Here is a 16,745-nt window from a genome sequence, read left to right as displayed (position 1 = left end):
ACGGACGTTCAATGAGCAAACTGCTGACATCCACTGCTTTTGGGTTGATGTGGTCAACCGTTGCGGTCGCTCAAGGTGTCCCGACGGTGGACGCAGGCCTCGCGATCCGAAATCAGGCCGCAAACGCTCAACGGGAAAGTGATCTCGCTGTGCAGCGGGAAACGCTAACTGTGGAAGAGGAGCTTACCGAAATCGAGCGTGAGCAACTTCGCGTGCTGCAGCAAATTCTCGACACTCAGTCAAGTTTTGGCGGGCAAGGCATCCCCGAGATGGTGGCCTCGTTGGAGACAGGATCGACGCCAGAACAATCAGCGGATCTCCTTTATGGTGAGGCAGATCCGAACCCGGCCAGCGATCAAATGTTCGGAGACGCTGCGCTCAACATCGAGCAATTGATAATCCAGGTTGCACAAGAAACACATTCTCTTGGTGGCGTCGGTGAGGCAGGGCTATCAGTCCGCCAATGGCGTGCGCTGCTCCAGGCCTTGATATGGCAAGAAAGCCGTTTCACAATCGGCGCTAGATCCCACGTCGGGGCATTTGGCCTTACCCAAATCATGCCAGGCACCGCCGGAGATCTTGGCATCTACCCAGAGTATTACGACAGCCCATATCTTCAGGTCGAAGGCGGCGCTCGTTATCTCGCCGCCCAACTTGCGCGGTTTGATGGAAACATCATCTATGCTTTGGCCGCCTATAATGCTGGTCCCGGGCGCGTGATCGAATACAGCGGCGTTCCACCTTTCCAAGAAACCCAGCATTACGTCACTGTAATTCCGCAAAAGTACAATGCCTACCTTGCCAGTATGGGTGGCGTTGAAGCGCTTGGCACCATCGACCCTGCACTTCTTGCAAACTCCAATCTGTCGCTAGCGAGCGCCGGTGCCGCGACTTACGGCAACCACTCGATGGCATCGATCCAGGCTGCGGCCCAGAGGGTTGCGAACATCGTGCAACGGATTGGCGAAACTCAGGACCTGCAGGAATCAATGGCGCTGAATGCATACGCTCGGGCCGAACTCGTTCGCCTAATTGCAGCTCGAACAAGATTGCAAGCGACGAGAACCCGACCACTCAGCGCCGAAGAATTGGCAATGGCTGCGTCTCAACTTAACGAACAACAATTCATGGATTTCACACTGGAGGAATTGGAATGACAAATGTCTTCTTGAGCACAATTGGGGCTTTCGGACGCTCGACGGCGATCGCAACCTTGCTCACGGTTGGTGCGCTTTCTGCACCCCTACTGTGGAGCGGTGACGCGGCCATGGCACAAGGCGTTCCAACAGTGGATACGCGCAACATTGCCCAAGAAATCCAACAACTACGGCAGATGATCGAGGACGAGATTCTTCAGAACGAACAGCTTCTGCAGTTGCGGGAACAATACGAAACCCTGACCGAGCAGCTTGCCGAATTGCAAGCGACGTACAATGCGCTGACCGGCCTAATGGAACTGCCCGAGATCATTCGCACTCAGATGGAAGATGAGCTGAATGGCCTACTTGATCAGGAATTTGGTGACATTCTTGCGACAATTGATGCAATCCGAGAGGGAGACTTCTCACGTCTCGCAGGGAACAATGCAGGTCGCATTGAAACCCAAATGTCGCGCGTCTTGGCAGAAGCAGGCTTCGACGAAGACACACTCCGTGAAATGGCAACTAGCGGTAACAACGGTGCCGCCCGGACGGCAACCCAAGCCACGACCGGTGCAGTCATGTCCGCTGCCGCTCAAACTTCATATGAAGAAGCCGGGCAGTCCCTGCAGCGTGTCGACCGGTTGGTGAACATGATTGGCGACATGGAAGAACTCAAAGACAGCTTGGACCTCAATACACGCGTAACTGCAGAGCTAGCAATTGCGATGGTCGCGATGTGGCAACTGGAAGCGGTCCAGACTGTGGGGTCGGGCCAAGCAGGTGTCATCGACGCCGCGACCATTGCCGAGGAACAACGATACATGGACTTCACGCTACCTGAGCTTGAAGCCGACTAAGAAAGAGAAAAACGTGGCGAGCGAAGCAGAAATCATTGAAGAAGAGCTTATCTACGGTGCCCGCCGTCGCGAGCAGCTATGGCAGAAACTAGCTTTTGTTGGTCTTCTGTTTGGCGTCTCCGGATGCTTAGCCGCTGCGGCAGTCGCAATACTGGACGTCGACCCAGCTCCTGTCGTTGTCCCCTACGACCCAGAAACCGGGATGGCACTACCCAATGCTTCTGTCGTGGCAGTCCAAGTCACCCAAAATCAAGCAATTATCGAAAGTGCCGTATTTCGCTATGTCAGCGATCGCGAGATCTACAATCAACTCGACAATGACGTGCGCGTTCGCAGTATTCTTGAGCGCTCTGACGGTGCCGCCAGTGCATCAATGCGATCCATCTGGAATAGTGCCAACAGTGATGTGTATCCGCCAGAAGTCTATGGACCAAATGCTCGATTGGATGTCGAAATCTTGAGCATCAATCGCATCGGTGAAAACCGTGCAACTGTCCGTATTCGCAAGCGCCTCACATCGCCTCAGGGCATTCAAGCGGGACTATTTACCGCGACGCTACTGTTCGAGTTTCGGCCAGAAGAGCGCCGCTCCATTGACGATGTTTGGACCAATCCGTTCGGCTTTACCGTAACAGAATACGCCATTCGATCCGACAGATTGGAGAACTGAACATGAATATTCTTCGCGCAAGCGCCTTGTCGCTCTCGTTGGTCATAGCAGCGGCACCCGTTTTCTCGGAATCCATTCCTAGATCAGGTCCAAACGATGCACGCGTAAGACTTGCAACTTATCAAGACGGGCAAGTTTACCGGCTTCAGGTCAGCCTAACACACGTTACCACCGTAGAATTCGGACAGGGCGAGACCATCCGCTCAATTGTCGCTGGTGACACTGAAGGCTTCCAACTCGATGGTGTCCCTGGAGGGCGCGCGTTTGCGGTGAAACCGAATGCGCGTGGTGTTCATACGAACATCACGGTCTACACAAACCGTCGGAGCTACTACTTCAACGTCAAAGAAAGCGCCTCACCGACCTACTATGTGGTCCAATTTCGATATCCAAACGAGAACCGTCGCGTCGTGAACGCTGTCGCTAGGCAGGCACCTAACTTCAATTATGCCGCAAGCAATCGGACTGCTTTCACTCCCACGTCGGTATCAGATGACGGCACGTTCACCTATTTCAAGTTCCCAAGAAACGCTCCGGTCCCCGCTATTTTCCAATACAGCAATGGTCGGGAACGCTCGGTCAACAGCACTCAGACCGAGGACGGCGTCTTGCGCGTATCCGGCGTGAGTGGCCAATGGGTTCTGCGCCTAGGCGATGAAATTGTTTGCATTCAAGTCTCGGCACCGGGGGCAAGCTCATGAGTGAAGTCGATGAGCTAAGAGAAAGGCTTGCGGTGCTGGAAGGTTCACAGCCCGGAGGAAGAGACACACAAAACCGACGACCTTCCCTGCTGTTTGCCTTGTTAGGTTGCACCGCCATAATCGCTTTGGGGTCATTCGCTTATCTGTCGCTTCAACCAAAACCAGAGGCCGCATTACCTACGGCACAGCCCGAAGAATTTCAGACCAGCGGAGATGGATTTGGCGAAATTGCTCCATTCGTCCCTCCTCCGACGCTAACGCCAGAACCAGAAGTGGTGGTTGTGGAACGCGACCCCGAACCAAACGCAGAATTACTTGCACAACTGGCTGAATTGCAGAGACAAATTAGTGCACTGCAAAACGCACCTGAACCGGTCGTTGATGAAGACTCAGCGGCAGCCGATGCAATCGATGCGCTCACCGAACAGATAGCGGCACTGCAGGAATCTTCTCAAAATGCTCAAGATAGTTTCGCTCAGGAACTCGCTGCCCGAGACCGCGAACTTCAACAACTAAGAATGGATCTCGAGCTTGCGCAATTGCAAAAACAGACTCCTGCCCCAGGGCCTTCTCAAGAAGATCTGCTTGATGCCGAGCGGCTTCGTCTCGAACGCGAAGAAGAAGCCCGAAGATTGGCCGAATTGGAACGGAGGCGTGCCGATGAGCAAGCCTTCCAGCAAGCACGAATCGACTCGCCCACTATTGCGTTTGGTGGAACTTCGGGTGGATCAGACTCTGCTCTTGATGAACGCACGTTTGGTGATGTCACCGATTTTGTATTGAATGGCGCGCTTCCAACTACCGTCACTCAGGCAGAAGTCATCGCGAACCCCGCCAATACCGTCGTTCAAGGGACAATGATCCAAGCTGCAATGGAAACGGCGATTTCCAGTGAATTGCCTGGCCAGGTGCGCGCTGTAATCTCCGAAGACGTTCACTCATACGATGGTTCCCGAATTTTGATCCCTCGCGGCTCAAAGCTCATTGGGCGATATCGAGCGGGTGCTGATATCGCCCAAAGCCGTATCACTGTCGCATGGGACAGGATCATCCTCCCCAACAACCAAACCGTCAAAATCAGCTCTTTCGGCGGGGATGAACTGGGGCGTTCCGGTGTTACAGGCTTCGTCGATACCCGTTTTGGAGAAAGGTTCGGCTCCGCCGCTTTGATATCTTTGATTTCAGCCCTTCCCGGCGCGGCTGCCGCACAAGTGCAAGACGAAACTTCTGCCGAGATTCTCGAAGATGTCGGAGACGATTTTGCTGACAGCACCGAAGGCGTGATCGATGAATATCTGTCAATTGGGCCCGTAATCTACGTCGATCAGGGCGCTAGAATTACTGTCATGGTTGATCGTGACTTGGAGATCTTCTGAATGTCCGGAGCTTACCTAGAAGCGTCCCTGGATAAGCTTGCTGATGCCAAGCGTGAGGATGTCATTGAAATCTGCATAAACCCAGACGGTTCCATTTGGGGTGAATTCCAAGGGGATCACTTTATGAGGTGCCTCAAAGACACCATGTCGCATACCGACATTCACGATCTCGGCAATCAGATCGCCTCAGCTGCCAAGACAACTATCAGCAAAGACAAACCGATTGTGTCTGTCAGCATTAAGTACCGGGATCGCCCTGTCAGAGCTCAAGTCATAATGCCACCGGCTGTCGCCGACGGCGTTTCGATTTCGCTACGCTTCTTTTCGACTCTTCCGTTGGAGTCTATCGATCTGAAATTCCTGTTTGGTGCCGAAAAGAGTCTGGAAGCCGAGCGCTTGCAGCGCAACCGCGAACTTAGGGATGTGGTTCAAGACGGCGATATTTACGAAGCGATCAGATTTTCAGTGAACCACAAGCTCAACATGATCGTTTCGGGTGGAACATCTACTGGCAAGACTGTCGCGGCCCGCAAAATCCTCTCTTACGTGCCGCCTGAAGAGCGGATTGTCACAATTGAAGAGGCCGCAGAGCTGATCCCATCGCAGCCTAACACGGTCACGCTACTTGCCGACCGCGAAAACAAGCAGCGCTCGGCGGGTGCCCTTCTTACTTCCACGCTACGTATGCGGCCCGATCGCATCGTACTTGGCGAAGTGCGTGGGGCGGAAGCAATGACATTTCTCGAGGCGATCAACACTGGTCACGGCGGTTCGATGACAACGCTGCATGCTGAAACGCCCCAATTGGCGGTTCAGCGCCTAGCCATCGCTGCACTAAAAACAGACGTCCCAATGACCTATGGCGACATGGTACAATACATTGAAAAATCAATAGATGTTATCATCCAAGCCGCTCGGCACGATGGTGATCGTGGCATTACGGAATTTTTCCTGCCCGGTCAGACGGAAGGAGAAACAAAATGAAGAAATTCGAGCATGAAGTACTGTCATTCGATGCAAACGGCAAAAAAGAATATGCGGCTATGCAAGCTACCCTCCGTGAGTGGGGAGAATCTGGTTTTGAGATCGTTTCAGTTGTTGGGACTTCGATGAATGGCTCAGACTTTACGGTCTTTCTCAAACGTGAGGTCAACAACAATGCTGACAACGAGGGCGAACAAAATGTCTGATTTGCTTAGAATGCTCGCCCTATCCATTTTGGGCTGTTTGCCATCGCAGGCAACCGCCCAACTGGTAGCAACTCCAGAGACACAGCCTGAAATATGCCCTGATCGTCCGTCAGAGCCGCCTTTTCTGGAAAATATGGACGTTCGAGATTCTCTAAAGAAAATCTTGGTCCAGAGAATGTATCGGGCTGCATCGTTTCAAACCATCGTCGAAACCGGTGACTGCTCATGTGACGCCAGATTCCCTGCATGGGATATCACAGTGAACTACTATCTGGAAAACTATGCGCGGCTTGAAGACCAATGGGAGATACAAGAAACCACGAAGGTCTACCGGGACTCCATCAACAAAAACCGTCCAGCTGCCAGAGATATTTGTATCGCTAAAAACAACTGGAAGTAGGGAGTTGAAAAATGAGCATCGTCACATTTTTCGTAGAGACTGCCGACGGCTACCTTGAAGACGCTGCTGAAACTCAGTTTGGGGCTGTAGCGGCAACGACCGGCAGCATATTGTTGGTAGCAATTACACTGCTGATCATACTTGTTTTCATCAATATGGTCTTTCAGGTCCGATCTATGGATGGTCGTTCTGCCTTTTGGTTGGCGGTCAAACTTGTCCTTATTGGAATATTTGCCACCAACTGGGTGCAGTTCAATTCATTCTCAACTGCTGTATTGAGCGGAATCGATAGCATTGCCGGAGCGCTCGTCTCATCCGTTGGTGGCGGCACACCGGGACCCTCAGGCACATTTGCGGAGGCATTTGACGCAATAATCGCGGAGTTTTCGGAATACATGAACACCATTGGCGACGGCATGCACTGGATGGCTGGCGCCGTGATGGGCGTCGTCGGAACTGTTCTCTTGTCACTTTTGGGTGGGCTCGCGGCGTTTTTCCTGATCGCGGCAAGATTGATGATTGCTCTGCTACTGGGTCTCGCGCCTATCATGATTTTTCTTACACTCTTCGACGTAACCAAAGACTACTTCGCAAGGTGGCTTTCAGCGTTGATATCATTCGGCATCTATCCAGTCATTATTGCCGGGGTCTTTGCCACCATTATTGGTGTCTCGAATGCGCTCATTGCTGAACTCGGCGACCCCGATGGCGCAACGACGATAGGAGCTGTGGTGCCATTTTTCATGATGATCTTCATGGCGAAGGGGTTTATTCTGGCCACACCATTCCTAGTAAGAGCAATATCCGGAAATATCGTTATGCCCGCCCTGTCCGGGGGCCTCGGGGGAGCCTACGCATTTGGAAGAGCCGCTGCCGGTAGCCAACAAGCTTATAATCGATATCAGGTAGGTACGGCATCTGGTGCAGAATATGCTGCAATTCGAGGAAGACAGCTCCTTGGAATCCAGCAACCGGCACAGTCAAGAGCCTCGACTTTTCAGCCTGCTAACAATTCCGCACCAGCTAATCCTGCCCCTCCGCAGCCGACCGGCACCGGCGCGAAGATGGAAGGACAAATTGCACGCGCGCAACGCATCCGAGATGCTGGCAAAAAATGAAATGGGCTCGCGATAGCGAGCCCTACATTCGTTCTTTCGCTCTTCCTACTAGGCCTTGTGCACTGAAGCTTCCTCGAGGAAAGCTGCGTCAATGTCTTCTCCGTCGCGAATACGATGAACTTGGGTATCATCGCTATCACCAACGGTGCCCCCTCCATGCCCAGCCTCATCGCTGACGAGAATTTCAGGCTGTCTGTCGGCGGATTCATTGGCAGTTTTCGAAACTTCGGAGCTGCCAGATGGGCTATACGACACTTCACCGCCCTGCCCTACTTCACCAATTTCAGAAAGGCTTTTCAGCGCTTTTTGCATTGCCTCTGAATCGTCATTGCTGAGTGAGCCGGTTCCTCCGAACTGAAGTCTCTGTTGGACTTGTAATTCGAGTGCCCCCTGCGCCACCGTTCCATCCTCAGTCTCTAGAGCTGCCGAGCGTTGCTTTTTACGAGATGGAAGTTTGAGCTGGCCGCCGGAACTCTCTGTTGCCATCGCAATCGCAACACTGCGAGCGGAGGGAGGCGTTCCAGGCGCCTCCTTCTCCGTCTCTGCCGTATCAAGCTTTTCAGCCACCAGATTAGCACTTGTTGCAACCACTGTCGGAACATGTCTTGCCTTGGTTGCCACGGCGGGCTTTGGAAACGGCAGTGCACCTTTTTGGGTGGCATGGATCTTCTTGAAGTAGGGATCATCAAAGTACTGGATGCGCTTCGCTCTTATCGGCATCTGGGCGTCAACGATCATGACAATCTCATCCAAGGGCATTCTCCGCGCCTCGTCTTTTGGAAGCAGCGAAGTTTCCTCGGTACGTTCAGACATACTGCGGCCTTCGAACGGATTTCTACCTATGGCCCGAGATCTTGTGACGACCCGTTTTGTTGTCATGCCGACAGCGCTGCTCAATTCTTCAACTGTCTTTTCATCCGATGGGGTAAGGTAGAGTTTCACACCAGCGTTGCCCTGTAGTGCTTTTCGCGTGTTCTCGCCGTAAATCTCATCAAGCGCCGGAATCGTCTGTGTAACAACGGCCAAATGTCCTCGATAGGCCCGAAGCGTCTCTATGCTTTCGACGACGATCGGCATCTTTCCCAAGCGATTGAATTCGTCCAACATGATCATCACCGGCCAAGGCTCATCTTTGCCTGGCTCGTTATCTTGAAGCGACGAAATCAAGTCCGAGAAAAACAACCTGATCAAAGCCGCCATGGGGCGAACCATATTTGGCGCGACAACCAGATAGACAGTGAAAGGCTTCTTGCGAATAGTTCTGAAGTCAAAATCGGACACGCGGGTGGCCGCATCGATGGCCGGATTGCTCCATTGGTCCAAGCCGGAAGTCATCAATAGTGAAATATATGACGTCAATGTATCATTGTTCATCGACGCCATGCGTTCGAATATGAGCTTCGCGGCCCTATTCTGAACCTCATCGCGCAGATTCATGCATTCTTTCCGTTTGTCCCCGCCAGATGCTGTGATTTGATAAATCTCTCCCAAGGTCGGACGCTTGCGCTCAAACGCCAGCAAACCAGCAGCAACGAACAGGTCGATACCGCCTTTAAGAAGACCTGCTGTTCGATCACTGTCGGACTGCAGAAACAACGTCGCGAGCAACTGCAATTCCATCTGCTGCTGGTTTGGATCTTTCAGTTGTGCGATGCGCAGCAATGGATTGTACCGGTGCGTACGCTTGTCTTTCCAATCGGTGGGTGCAAACCGATAGACATCATCCCCATGCGACGACCGATGCCGAGCCGTCGCCTCAAAATTCTCTCCCTTTACATCCAGGACAACCGCACTCCCGCTGAACGTAAGAAGATTTGGGATAACGAACCCCGTTGTTTTGCCCCGTCCCGTCGGCGCGACAATCAAAGCATGGGGAAATACGCTTGATGATATGAACTTCGCGCCGCTTTTTGGCTTTCCCATCTTGCCCAGGATGAAACCGGCACCGGGTTTTGCGAAAAATCCGTTGCGCTTCATCTCAGCCGCGCGCTGCCAGTGTGTGCGGCCAAACTTCGTAAGCGCAGAGCCAGACAATACTGCACTCAACAGCAACCCGGCCAACCCGAAACCAACAACAATCAGGTTGATAAGACGAAAGTCATCGGGCCGGTAATCACGTAGGCCAAAATAGTTCTGAGCAATGTAGAAGAAGTCGATTTCGGCACTCAGGCCATAATCACGAAAAGACATCCAAGCCGATGCGATGACGTATCCAAACGCCAGGCCGACCAGAGTAAGAAGAAGGATGCCAACAGCCATCTTGCCCTTATCCATGTGTCTGGCCTTTCTCGTTGTGGCTCGGTACCGCTTTTAGTCGATGAGCGTCGAACTCCTCTTCATTGATCTCTGAGACCACCTCTCGGACAGCGTCACTATTCGCCGTCGCTTCATCAGATTGCAGATAAGCCTTTGCCGCATAGAGACGATCCAGTCTGTTATCGATGACATCGCCAAGGGCGTCCGCATCTCCATCCCGTAATGCTTCGATCTGTGCATCATCGAGCTCACGCTCGATTTCCGAACGGTACGATTCCCGAGATTGTGCATCCGCAAATGGTGAATTGATCTTGTCTACTCTCTCGTGCTCGACAACCCGCGCGATTTCGGTGTTGTTGACGCCCACGGGCACATATTCTAATCGCAATGCCTCAAGATTTGCGCGCTGTTCGTCATTTAGATCTGCGCCGCGAAAGTGGTGATCATAGTCACGCATCGTATCACGCAACAGCGCATCGGCACGCTGCTCGTCTAGGGCATCAAGCCGCCCTTCCCTTCGATCAGCCGCCAGCTGAAGAGCGCTCACCGCTGTATTAGTATTGTCGCCATTGACTGAACCTCGATGTACGATCAACGGCTCAAATTTGGTGAACTCGTTGGCACGCCCGTCAAATTGATCCGCAACACCGCGCTCAACCTCAGAAATAAGAGACCGTTCGCTCGCGGCGATGCCTTCTCGCTCTGTCCGCTCAACCCCAGCAGCATTTGCAAGACGTTCCGCTAGCTCATGTCGACCCACCTCATCTCGGGCCGACAACCGCTCTGCCTCAATAATCTCATCCCGATTGTTCGTCTCGAACGATGCGACGTAAGTTACAGCAATGCCACGCGCCAAATGATCTGGCATATCAGGATAGCGCTGCTTCATGTCGGCTGAGATGGCGTCACTTAGTGTGGACGTCGAGTCAGCTCGATCAATGATTTCGTCAATTTCGCGGTCGATAGCATCAGCCCTGTCTTGATCAACGATGCGAGTATTTGTGGGGTCCGATGTATCAATCACATCACCGGGACGCGCCAATAGCTCAGGATGGCGTTCAATATACGCACTTTGTTCCTGTTCGAGACGCACTTCGGCTCGAATGGTGATTTCGTCCACACGTTGCTCTATTTCGGCTTCAGAAAGCCCCTGCCCTCTCAGATCCTGCCGGACCTCACGGCTCATCTCGTCAACACTATCTCCGTCGTTGTGGAATACAGCGTCTCTTTCTTGATCGACCACGCCATCTCGACGTATCACCTCGGCGCGTTCTAAAGCCGATCCCAGAGCAACATGCGCCTGATCGAGCTTGTCGGCCGCGACACGAAGATCTTCTTGGCGTTCCAGATTGAGATCGTAGTTTTCGGCAATCTTTTGCAGGTCATCGGCGTACCATTGACGCTCCAAAGCAGCACTGTTGGCCCCCTGCTCAATCCTGTCGATGACGGCCTCCGACGAGATACCGGTACCACGAAGGGCGGTCTCGACATGTGCTCGGGTTTCATTTTCACGCAACTTTCCGACCAGATCGGTATTTATGTTCGTTTCGGAATAGACACCTGTCGCGGTTGGAGCCTGATTGAGCGTCGATGACCGCAGGCCGAGCGGCTGCATGTGAGCCACGGGCTGCAAAGCAGACGACAACTGCTTTTGCATCGCGGCACGTTGACCGTCCGGTGCCTCACTGATCATCGCAGAAACGCGCTGGAGTTCTTGCGAGAATTTTGAATTCAGGTCGTCAAAGCTCAGCTCAGTTGCCATGTATACGTCTCCGTTTTGTTTGAGGTGCCCGTTGCGAGCGAGGATTTCGCTGGCCTTCAGCAAGGCGTTCTCAATGTCTTCTCTGTTCTCACCCGACGCCTCGACGGCCAGAGAACGGTAAATCATTGCGTTGGATGCTATGTCCGCCAATGCTCGATCGAGATCAGAACCAATCCGTTCCCGCTGAACAGCTTCTCTTCCCTCGGCGTTGGCCTCATACACTTCACGTGTTCGGGGTGCGTAATCAGCGACACCGCGATGTACACGACGTGTTGCCTCAAGCCGCACGCCATGCCGTTCAGCCTCCTCGACCATCGCCAAGCGAAGATCATCGTAGTTGAAGTGATGATCGCGCCCCAAATAGAACAACTCGCCTTCTTGCGAACGCCTGTTGAGGACGACATGCGCGTGAGGATGGTCGCGGTCCTGATGCACGGCGATAATGTAGTCAAAATTCCGCTCGTCATTCTGGAAAAACCGTTCACACACCCCTGCCGCGATGTCTCTAACATGCTCTCCTGTCGTGCCGCGTGGGAACGACATGAGCATATGCGACGTATGACCTAGCTTTGGGTTGAACCCCTTGTCCCATCGGTTTGTGAACTGCTGAACCAGAGATTTGATCTCATCCTGGTTCAATGTCTTCTTCCCATCATGAATGCCCCGGCTATCGATGATGTGGGAGGACTTAGTGGTCAGGTAGTTCAGCTGGTTAGAAAGCTGTCCTTTGGTGTGGGTGCCACCGTGCCGGATCGCTTTGAAGACTGCCGCGCGGTGCCCAAACGCGGCACGCACCATCTGCTGCCGCTTCTGACCCAAGCCTTGCATGGATCCACGCACGCGGCTCCAGCCTTCCTGGAAGAGTTCACCTGAGACGACCTGGACTGCATTACTCCGCGCCATCAGCAAACTCCTTGAGCGTTTGATGTGCTTCGAGCGTCATATGATGGGCATGGCGCCGTACCAAAATGTCGATCTGGTCAGCGAAATCTAATGTGAAGCCAGACAACGACCGGATCTGTTCAAGACTTTGAACGCCGAAAATCGGCGCTGTGCCTCGGTTCTTTGCCTCGTTCAGCCGCTTGGCAATTTGCGTTACGTTGTTCCCGACGCGGTTCAAAGCGGCCCTAAAGCTTTGCAGCTCGCCCGCCAAATGCTCGTCGGGTTGAAAGATGCCATTGGCACTTTGGATCAATCGACGGAGTGCTTCCGACCGGTTTTTGATGCCCTGTCGTCCTAAGAAGGCATCAAACTCTGCTAGTTCTTCCGGTGTCAATGTCACTGAAATGGTCTTGGAACGGGCGCTTGATTCTCGTCGGCGCTCTTTTTCAGTGCGCAACGTATAATAGATCGCCCGCTCGGTGACGCCGAATTCCTCCGCCAACACCTTATGGGTCTTACCCTGCTTACGTTCTCGAACGATTGCCAATCGTTCATCACGGCTGAGGCGCTTGCGCTTCACCATACTGAACAAAGACTCCCTATTTCCTGCCACTTTCATACACTCAGCCCGGTATACAGTAATTATAGGTTACTGTATATCTTATAAGAAATCGTTTTCTTATAACTGAGTGTATTCCGTTTCAGGCGATCAGAAGGATCGCTCGTCTGGCCAAAGGTCAGACCAAAGAAGAGTGTCGCTAGTGCGCGCAGTCGTACAGCGCCCGCTGAGCGGCCCGAACCCCGTTTCCCTCCCCTACCCTCGTAATTTGTGGAGAAGGCTACTTCTCGGCCCCTACAGGCGCTCCCAGACTCTTTTTTGCCCCCTCCCCTTCCCCAGCATGTCGAAATACTCCGTCATGTGCTTAGATCAGCAACGAACAAGAAACACCGAACACCACACACCGAACAATCTACGGGAGTCAGTCGGTTTTGAACCTAGCACCTGATCTTAAAGCCCATGCAAGGGACAACGCACACCGAACAATCGACACCATACGGCGAACAATCCACACCGATCAAGCAACAACGAACGCTTACCGCACCCGCAACATTGCAGTCGCCACCGAACAACAAACACGCGACACCGCACGCCATACAACGCACACAGGACACAGGACACAGGACACAGGACGCTTGACGCAGAACAAGACACAGTGAACAATACCCGCATAACAATCGGCACCAAACAAAGAACAATCAACGCCGAACACAGAACGAGCAACACGAGACAGGAAACACTGAACAATGGGCAACGACAACATGAAGGTCATTACAATAATGACCAGAAAAGGCGGGGCAGGAAAAACGACGCTAACAAGAGCGCTCGTCAGTGCCGCAATGTCTCAGGGCAAAAAATGCATCGTCTACGACTCCGATCCGCAACAAGCGCTTGCAAGATGGGCAAGGAAGCTCGAAATCGACGATCCACTCTTCACGATAGAGCATCTGACAGTAGCGGACGAGCTGGCGGCAAAGACAGATGAAGCGTGGGAAGAAGGTTCAACAGACTTCATATTTGTCGACACAATTGGCGCAGCAGGTTCCTGGGCAGATGATCTCGCCGCTGCCAGCGATGCTCTCGTCGTCCCAATGATGTTGAGCGATGACGACATGGAAATCACGAAAGACACATTCAATTGGTATGTTGGGCTCAAGGACCGAACTGATGATCCCAAGGCGCTTCCATCGTTTCGAGTCGTACTCTCTGGAGTACCGGCAAAACAAAGCGTTGCGGAGACAGAAGTTGAGGAACGCGCAGTTAAGAGTTTTCCTGTTATCCCTGAGTACTTTATGTCCAGAAAACAGCACAAGGACGCGTCAAGCTATGGTTTCTTGCACAAAATAGCGGAGGAACGACGACAGAGCAGATACGGGCTCGTTCGCGTACATGCCAAACACTTCGACGAAGCCGTTGAAGAGGCTGCATCGATCCTCAACGACATTCTGGAGGCAAGCTGATGGTACGTAAACGCAGACCTCAAATCGCTGGAAGTGACCCTGAATACACCTCGGACTTCACAGCGAAGCTGCCAACCAATATGCCCGACGAAGTTGATCCGGTCGAACGGAGAAATCCGGTCAAAGCTGAACAGACAGCGAAGCCTGCGGCAAAAACGGAAGCTCCATCAGAACCCAAGGTGAAACCATCGGCCGAAATTGCGCCTGCAGCAAAGCCCGTGCGCAAACCCAAACAAAAAACCACAAAAATTGCACCGAAACCCAAGGCCGAACCAGTAGGGGAGGGGAGCAAACGACAAGTTGCCTTGATGTCGTCAATCACGCCCTCCCATCAAGCAAAACTTGAGGCCTTGAGCACACACGGAATTGCAACAAAAGATGTCATGTCGCTTGCTGGTCGCCGCGCAATCGAACGATTTAACCCAGAACCGAAATTTGTCGAAAAGCCTGACGGAGATCGTATGCCCATGCGGCAGGGCTACAAAACCACCAAGGCAGTTGATGCAATGTTGATAGATGATTTGAGAGAAAAGCACGATCCACTCAAATTGCTATCAGATGGAGCCATGCTCCGAGGGCAATTTGAGCCTCTCTTTTGGAGTTGCATGGACGAAGTCATAACCGAACTAAATGCAAAATACGGTTAGGTGGATCGGCAAACCGATCCTCAATCTTTCTGAGAAGGGGGAAGGAGTTTAGGCTTCCTTCCCCCTGAAGCAAAATAGACAGGGCCGTGTCCTCGGGCCTGCAGCCCTGCGGGCCGCACCACCCCTGTCGATTTCGCTTCACCCCCATCCTCTCACGCTCGCCGCTCAGCAAGGTTTCAGGCTGAGCTGAAACCTGCGTCCACAATGTCGTGGATCAGGCCAATTGAGCTTTGCGTTCGGTAAAGTCAGAGGATCAAGATATGCAACCGTCAACACGAGAACACGCTAGGGCCATTAACCGCATCCTCGACGCCGAAACCAGAGAACTTGTGGGGTGGCTCTATGAATGGAATGACGGCACCCAGATGCCATGCTGGAAAGACGGCCCAAGATCGAATGTGATCATGCCTGAGGCGTGCATGTCCGAGCTACGAATAATGGATGGCAGTCGCACCCTTGGATCGATTTTTGCGACGAGCGAAACATTGCTGCGCATAGTTGGTGCGGCCTTCACACGCGACAAGACAACTACAGGCATGGCAACCTTGTGCGATCCACGCGGCAATGTGGTGGCATCCTTTGATGTCTGGACCGACGAATGGAAAGATGCCGACGGAAACATCGGCTGAACTTCCATCGGCAGGTAGAATTTCCTAAGATCGCCCCAAATTTGGAGGCAGAGCATGCAACCTCGTCGAACACTCGCTTTCGCCGCTTTCGTGTCGGCTATTGGATCAGCAACGTTCGCCTGGGAACACCAGATGCTGAGGGGTCTCGATCTATACACAGCACCCAATCAGATCGTGTCCCTTTCATTGGTTTGCGACCCAAACAGCGTCTACGGCTCGTCCGAGAGTGCACTTTTGGTACAGGTCGGATCTGACCCGTTTGAAACAAAGGATATGACCTTTCGTTTCGGCGACGGCATGGCGGTCCAAACAAAATTGGAAAAGGGCCGGGTTGCAAAGGCGCTGATCGAAACCGTCGTCTGGCAATCTCTGCTTGATGGGTTCCGCGCGTCTGGAGCGGTTGTGATTGAAGACGCATCGGGCAGCTACGACGTCACTCTTGGTGACCCAATGATGTTCTCATGCACCTAACCGGCCCCGATGGGCCTCGGCGCGAAGCGCCGGGCGGGTGGCGGCGATAGGCGCCAGCCTGTCTCGGCCAGGCGTCAATTTAAGCCATTCTATGAAGTCCCACGCTTTGACGCGTGGAACACCAGAAGCAAAGTGTATGAGCCTATGCGGCCTTTTCCTGTGTCGTTCGATTGTTGATGTAATCGACGGCCTTTTGCGCCTCTGCAGCGGCCTTGAAAATCACGTCTTTGTCGGCTTTCAAGGCGTTTAGCCAGCCTTCGATATAGGCCGCGCTTTGATCAAATTGTGGTGCAACACCAAGCTGCACGCCCAGAAAGCACGCGCCGATCTCGGCGACTTATCCTGACAGTCAACAGATAAGCAGCATCATTTCTGTTTTTCGGCGCTCGCGATCAACCATTTGCGTAGCTTTGGCGCTTGGTCGGTTTTGGTTTTGCAATCCGCCGCCTCTTCGAGGAGCGTACGCATGGCTTTGCTGTCTTTTCCGAGAGATTTTGCGGACCATTGAGGTTTGTGGGCTTCCCAGGCTGTCAGATACCCGTCGGCCCAGATTGAAAACAGGATAGGGTCTGCCGGAAACAGGGCCTCTGATGGCGCGCCTTCACGCAACAGGGACAGGCGGCTG

Annotated in this window: 18 protein-coding genes; 13 read left to right on the top strand and 5 right to left on the bottom strand. The window is 53.1% G+C overall.

The window, feature by feature from the left end; translation table 11 throughout:
- Positions 1–47 precede the first annotated feature (47 nt).
- The 9 genes from DHN10_RS18490 to DHN10_RS18450 are packed head-to-tail and all read left to right on the top strand — an operon-like array spanning position 48 to position 7,454.
- On the top strand, positions 48–1,157 hold the full coding sequence (locus DHN10_RS18490; RefSeq protein WP_306419277.1) for a lytic transglycosylase domain-containing protein: 1,110 nt from the start codon (positions 48–50) through the stop codon (positions 1,155–1,157).
- Positions 1,154–1,999: a type IV secretion system protein gene (locus tag DHN10_RS18485; protein WP_108816837.1), complete on the top strand. Its 846-nt coding sequence runs from the start codon at positions 1,154–1,156 to the stop codon at positions 1,997–1,999. The genes DHN10_RS18490 and DHN10_RS18485 overlap by 4 nt, the downstream gene beginning before the upstream one ends.
- A gap of 13 nt (positions 2,000–2,012) precedes the next feature.
- Positions 2,013–2,669: a virB8 family protein gene (locus tag DHN10_RS18480; RefSeq protein ID WP_108816836.1), complete on the top strand. Its 657-nt coding sequence runs from the start codon at positions 2,013–2,015 to the stop codon at positions 2,667–2,669.
- A 2-nt stretch (positions 2,670–2,671) separates the two neighbouring features.
- Positions 2,672–3,370, top strand: a complete 699-nt coding sequence (locus DHN10_RS18475; RefSeq protein WP_108816835.1) for a TrbG/VirB9 family P-type conjugative transfer protein — start codon at positions 2,672–2,674, stop codon at positions 3,368–3,370.
- Entirely contained in the window at positions 3,367–4,746 is a 1,380-nt protein-coding gene (locus DHN10_RS18470; RefSeq protein ID WP_108816834.1) for a TrbI/VirB10 family protein, read from the top strand. Before DHN10_RS18475 ends, DHN10_RS18470 begins: the two co-directional genes overlap by 4 nt.
- Complete coding sequence (locus DHN10_RS18465; RefSeq protein ID WP_108816833.1) at positions 4,747–5,730, top strand: ATPase, T2SS/T4P/T4SS family; 984 nt, start codon at positions 4,747–4,749, stop codon at positions 5,728–5,730. It begins immediately after the preceding gene.
- Complete coding sequence (locus DHN10_RS18460) at positions 5,727–5,936, top strand: hypothetical protein (RefSeq protein ID WP_108816832.1); 210 nt, start codon at positions 5,727–5,729, stop codon at positions 5,934–5,936. Before DHN10_RS18465 ends, DHN10_RS18460 begins: the two co-directional genes overlap by 4 nt.
- Positions 5,929–6,336, top strand: coding sequence for a hypothetical protein (locus DHN10_RS19820; RefSeq protein ID WP_159087080.1), 408 nt, complete (start codon positions 5,929–5,931; stop codon positions 6,334–6,336). The genes DHN10_RS18460 and DHN10_RS19820 overlap by 8 nt, the downstream gene beginning before the upstream one ends.
- Positions 6,337–6,347: 11 nt before the next feature.
- The gene (locus DHN10_RS18450; RefSeq protein WP_108816830.1) at positions 6,348–7,454 is read left to right on the top strand and encodes a type IV secretion system protein; all 1,107 of its coding nucleotides are present in this window, start codon (positions 6,348–6,350) and stop codon (positions 7,452–7,454) included.
- Positions 7,455–7,502: 48 nt separating this feature from the next.
- Here DHN10_RS18450 and DHN10_RS18445 read toward each other — a convergent pair whose 3' ends face one another.
- Genes DHN10_RS18445 through DHN10_RS18435 form a run of 3 tightly spaced genes read right to left on the bottom strand, consistent with a single transcriptional unit; the run spans position 7,503 to position 12,937 of the window.
- Complete coding sequence (locus DHN10_RS18445) at positions 7,503–9,728, bottom strand: type IV secretory system conjugative DNA transfer family protein (RefSeq protein ID WP_108816829.1); 2,226 nt, start codon at positions 9,726–9,728, stop codon at positions 7,503–7,505.
- Entirely contained in the window at positions 9,721–12,375 is a 2,655-nt protein-coding gene (locus tag DHN10_RS18440; protein ID WP_108816828.1) for a relaxase/mobilization nuclease domain-containing protein, read from the bottom strand. Before DHN10_RS18440 ends, DHN10_RS18445 begins: the two co-directional genes overlap by 8 nt.
- Positions 12,362–12,937 (bottom strand): helix-turn-helix domain-containing protein, encoded by a 576-nt coding sequence (locus tag DHN10_RS18435; protein ID WP_108816827.1) that lies wholly within the window; start codon positions 12,935–12,937, stop codon positions 12,362–12,364. Before DHN10_RS18435 ends, DHN10_RS18440 begins: the two co-directional genes overlap by 14 nt.
- Positions 12,938–13,659: 722 nt before the next feature.
- Between DHN10_RS18435 and DHN10_RS18430 the strand changes: the two genes are divergently transcribed.
- From DHN10_RS18430 to DHN10_RS20060, 4 genes are all read left to right on the top strand, one after another.
- Entirely contained in the window at positions 13,660–14,373 is a 714-nt protein-coding gene (locus tag DHN10_RS18430; protein WP_108816826.1) for an AAA family ATPase, read from the top strand.
- Positions 14,373–15,020, top strand: coding sequence for a hypothetical protein (locus DHN10_RS18425; RefSeq protein WP_108816825.1), 648 nt, complete (start codon positions 14,373–14,375; stop codon positions 15,018–15,020). The genes DHN10_RS18430 and DHN10_RS18425 overlap by 1 nt, the downstream gene beginning before the upstream one ends.
- 260 nt (positions 15,021–15,280) lie before the next feature.
- On the top strand, positions 15,281–15,649 hold the full coding sequence (locus DHN10_RS19815; protein WP_159087079.1) for a hypothetical protein: 369 nt from the start codon (positions 15,281–15,283) through the stop codon (positions 15,647–15,649).
- Positions 15,650–15,703: 54 nt separating this feature from the next.
- Positions 15,704–16,120: a hypothetical protein gene (locus DHN10_RS20060; protein WP_234417191.1), complete on the top strand. Its 417-nt coding sequence runs from the start codon at positions 15,704–15,706 to the stop codon at positions 16,118–16,120.
- 142 nt (positions 16,121–16,262) lie between these two features.
- On the opposite strand, the gene DHN10_RS18410 is transcribed toward DHN10_RS20060, so the two are convergent.
- Together DHN10_RS18410 and DHN10_RS18405 are read right to left on the bottom strand one after the other, a co-directional pair.
- The gene (locus tag DHN10_RS18410) at positions 16,263–16,448 is read right to left on the bottom strand and encodes a zincin-like metallopeptidase domain-containing protein (RefSeq protein ID WP_267895728.1); all 186 of its coding nucleotides are present in this window, start codon (positions 16,446–16,448) and stop codon (positions 16,263–16,265) included.
- A gap of 38 nt (positions 16,449–16,486) precedes the next feature.
- The coding region (locus DHN10_RS18405; RefSeq protein WP_159087077.1) for a hypothetical protein at positions 16,487–16,745 on the bottom strand (259 nt) is incomplete at its 5' end.

The organism is Loktanella sp. Alg231-35, assembly GCF_900143545.1.
Classification (GTDB): Bacteria; Pseudomonadota; Alphaproteobacteria; order Rhodobacterales; family Rhodobacteraceae; genus Yoonia.
The sequence above is the reverse complement of the archived record's forward strand: the minus strand, read 5'-3'. Positions and strand labels throughout refer to the sequence as shown.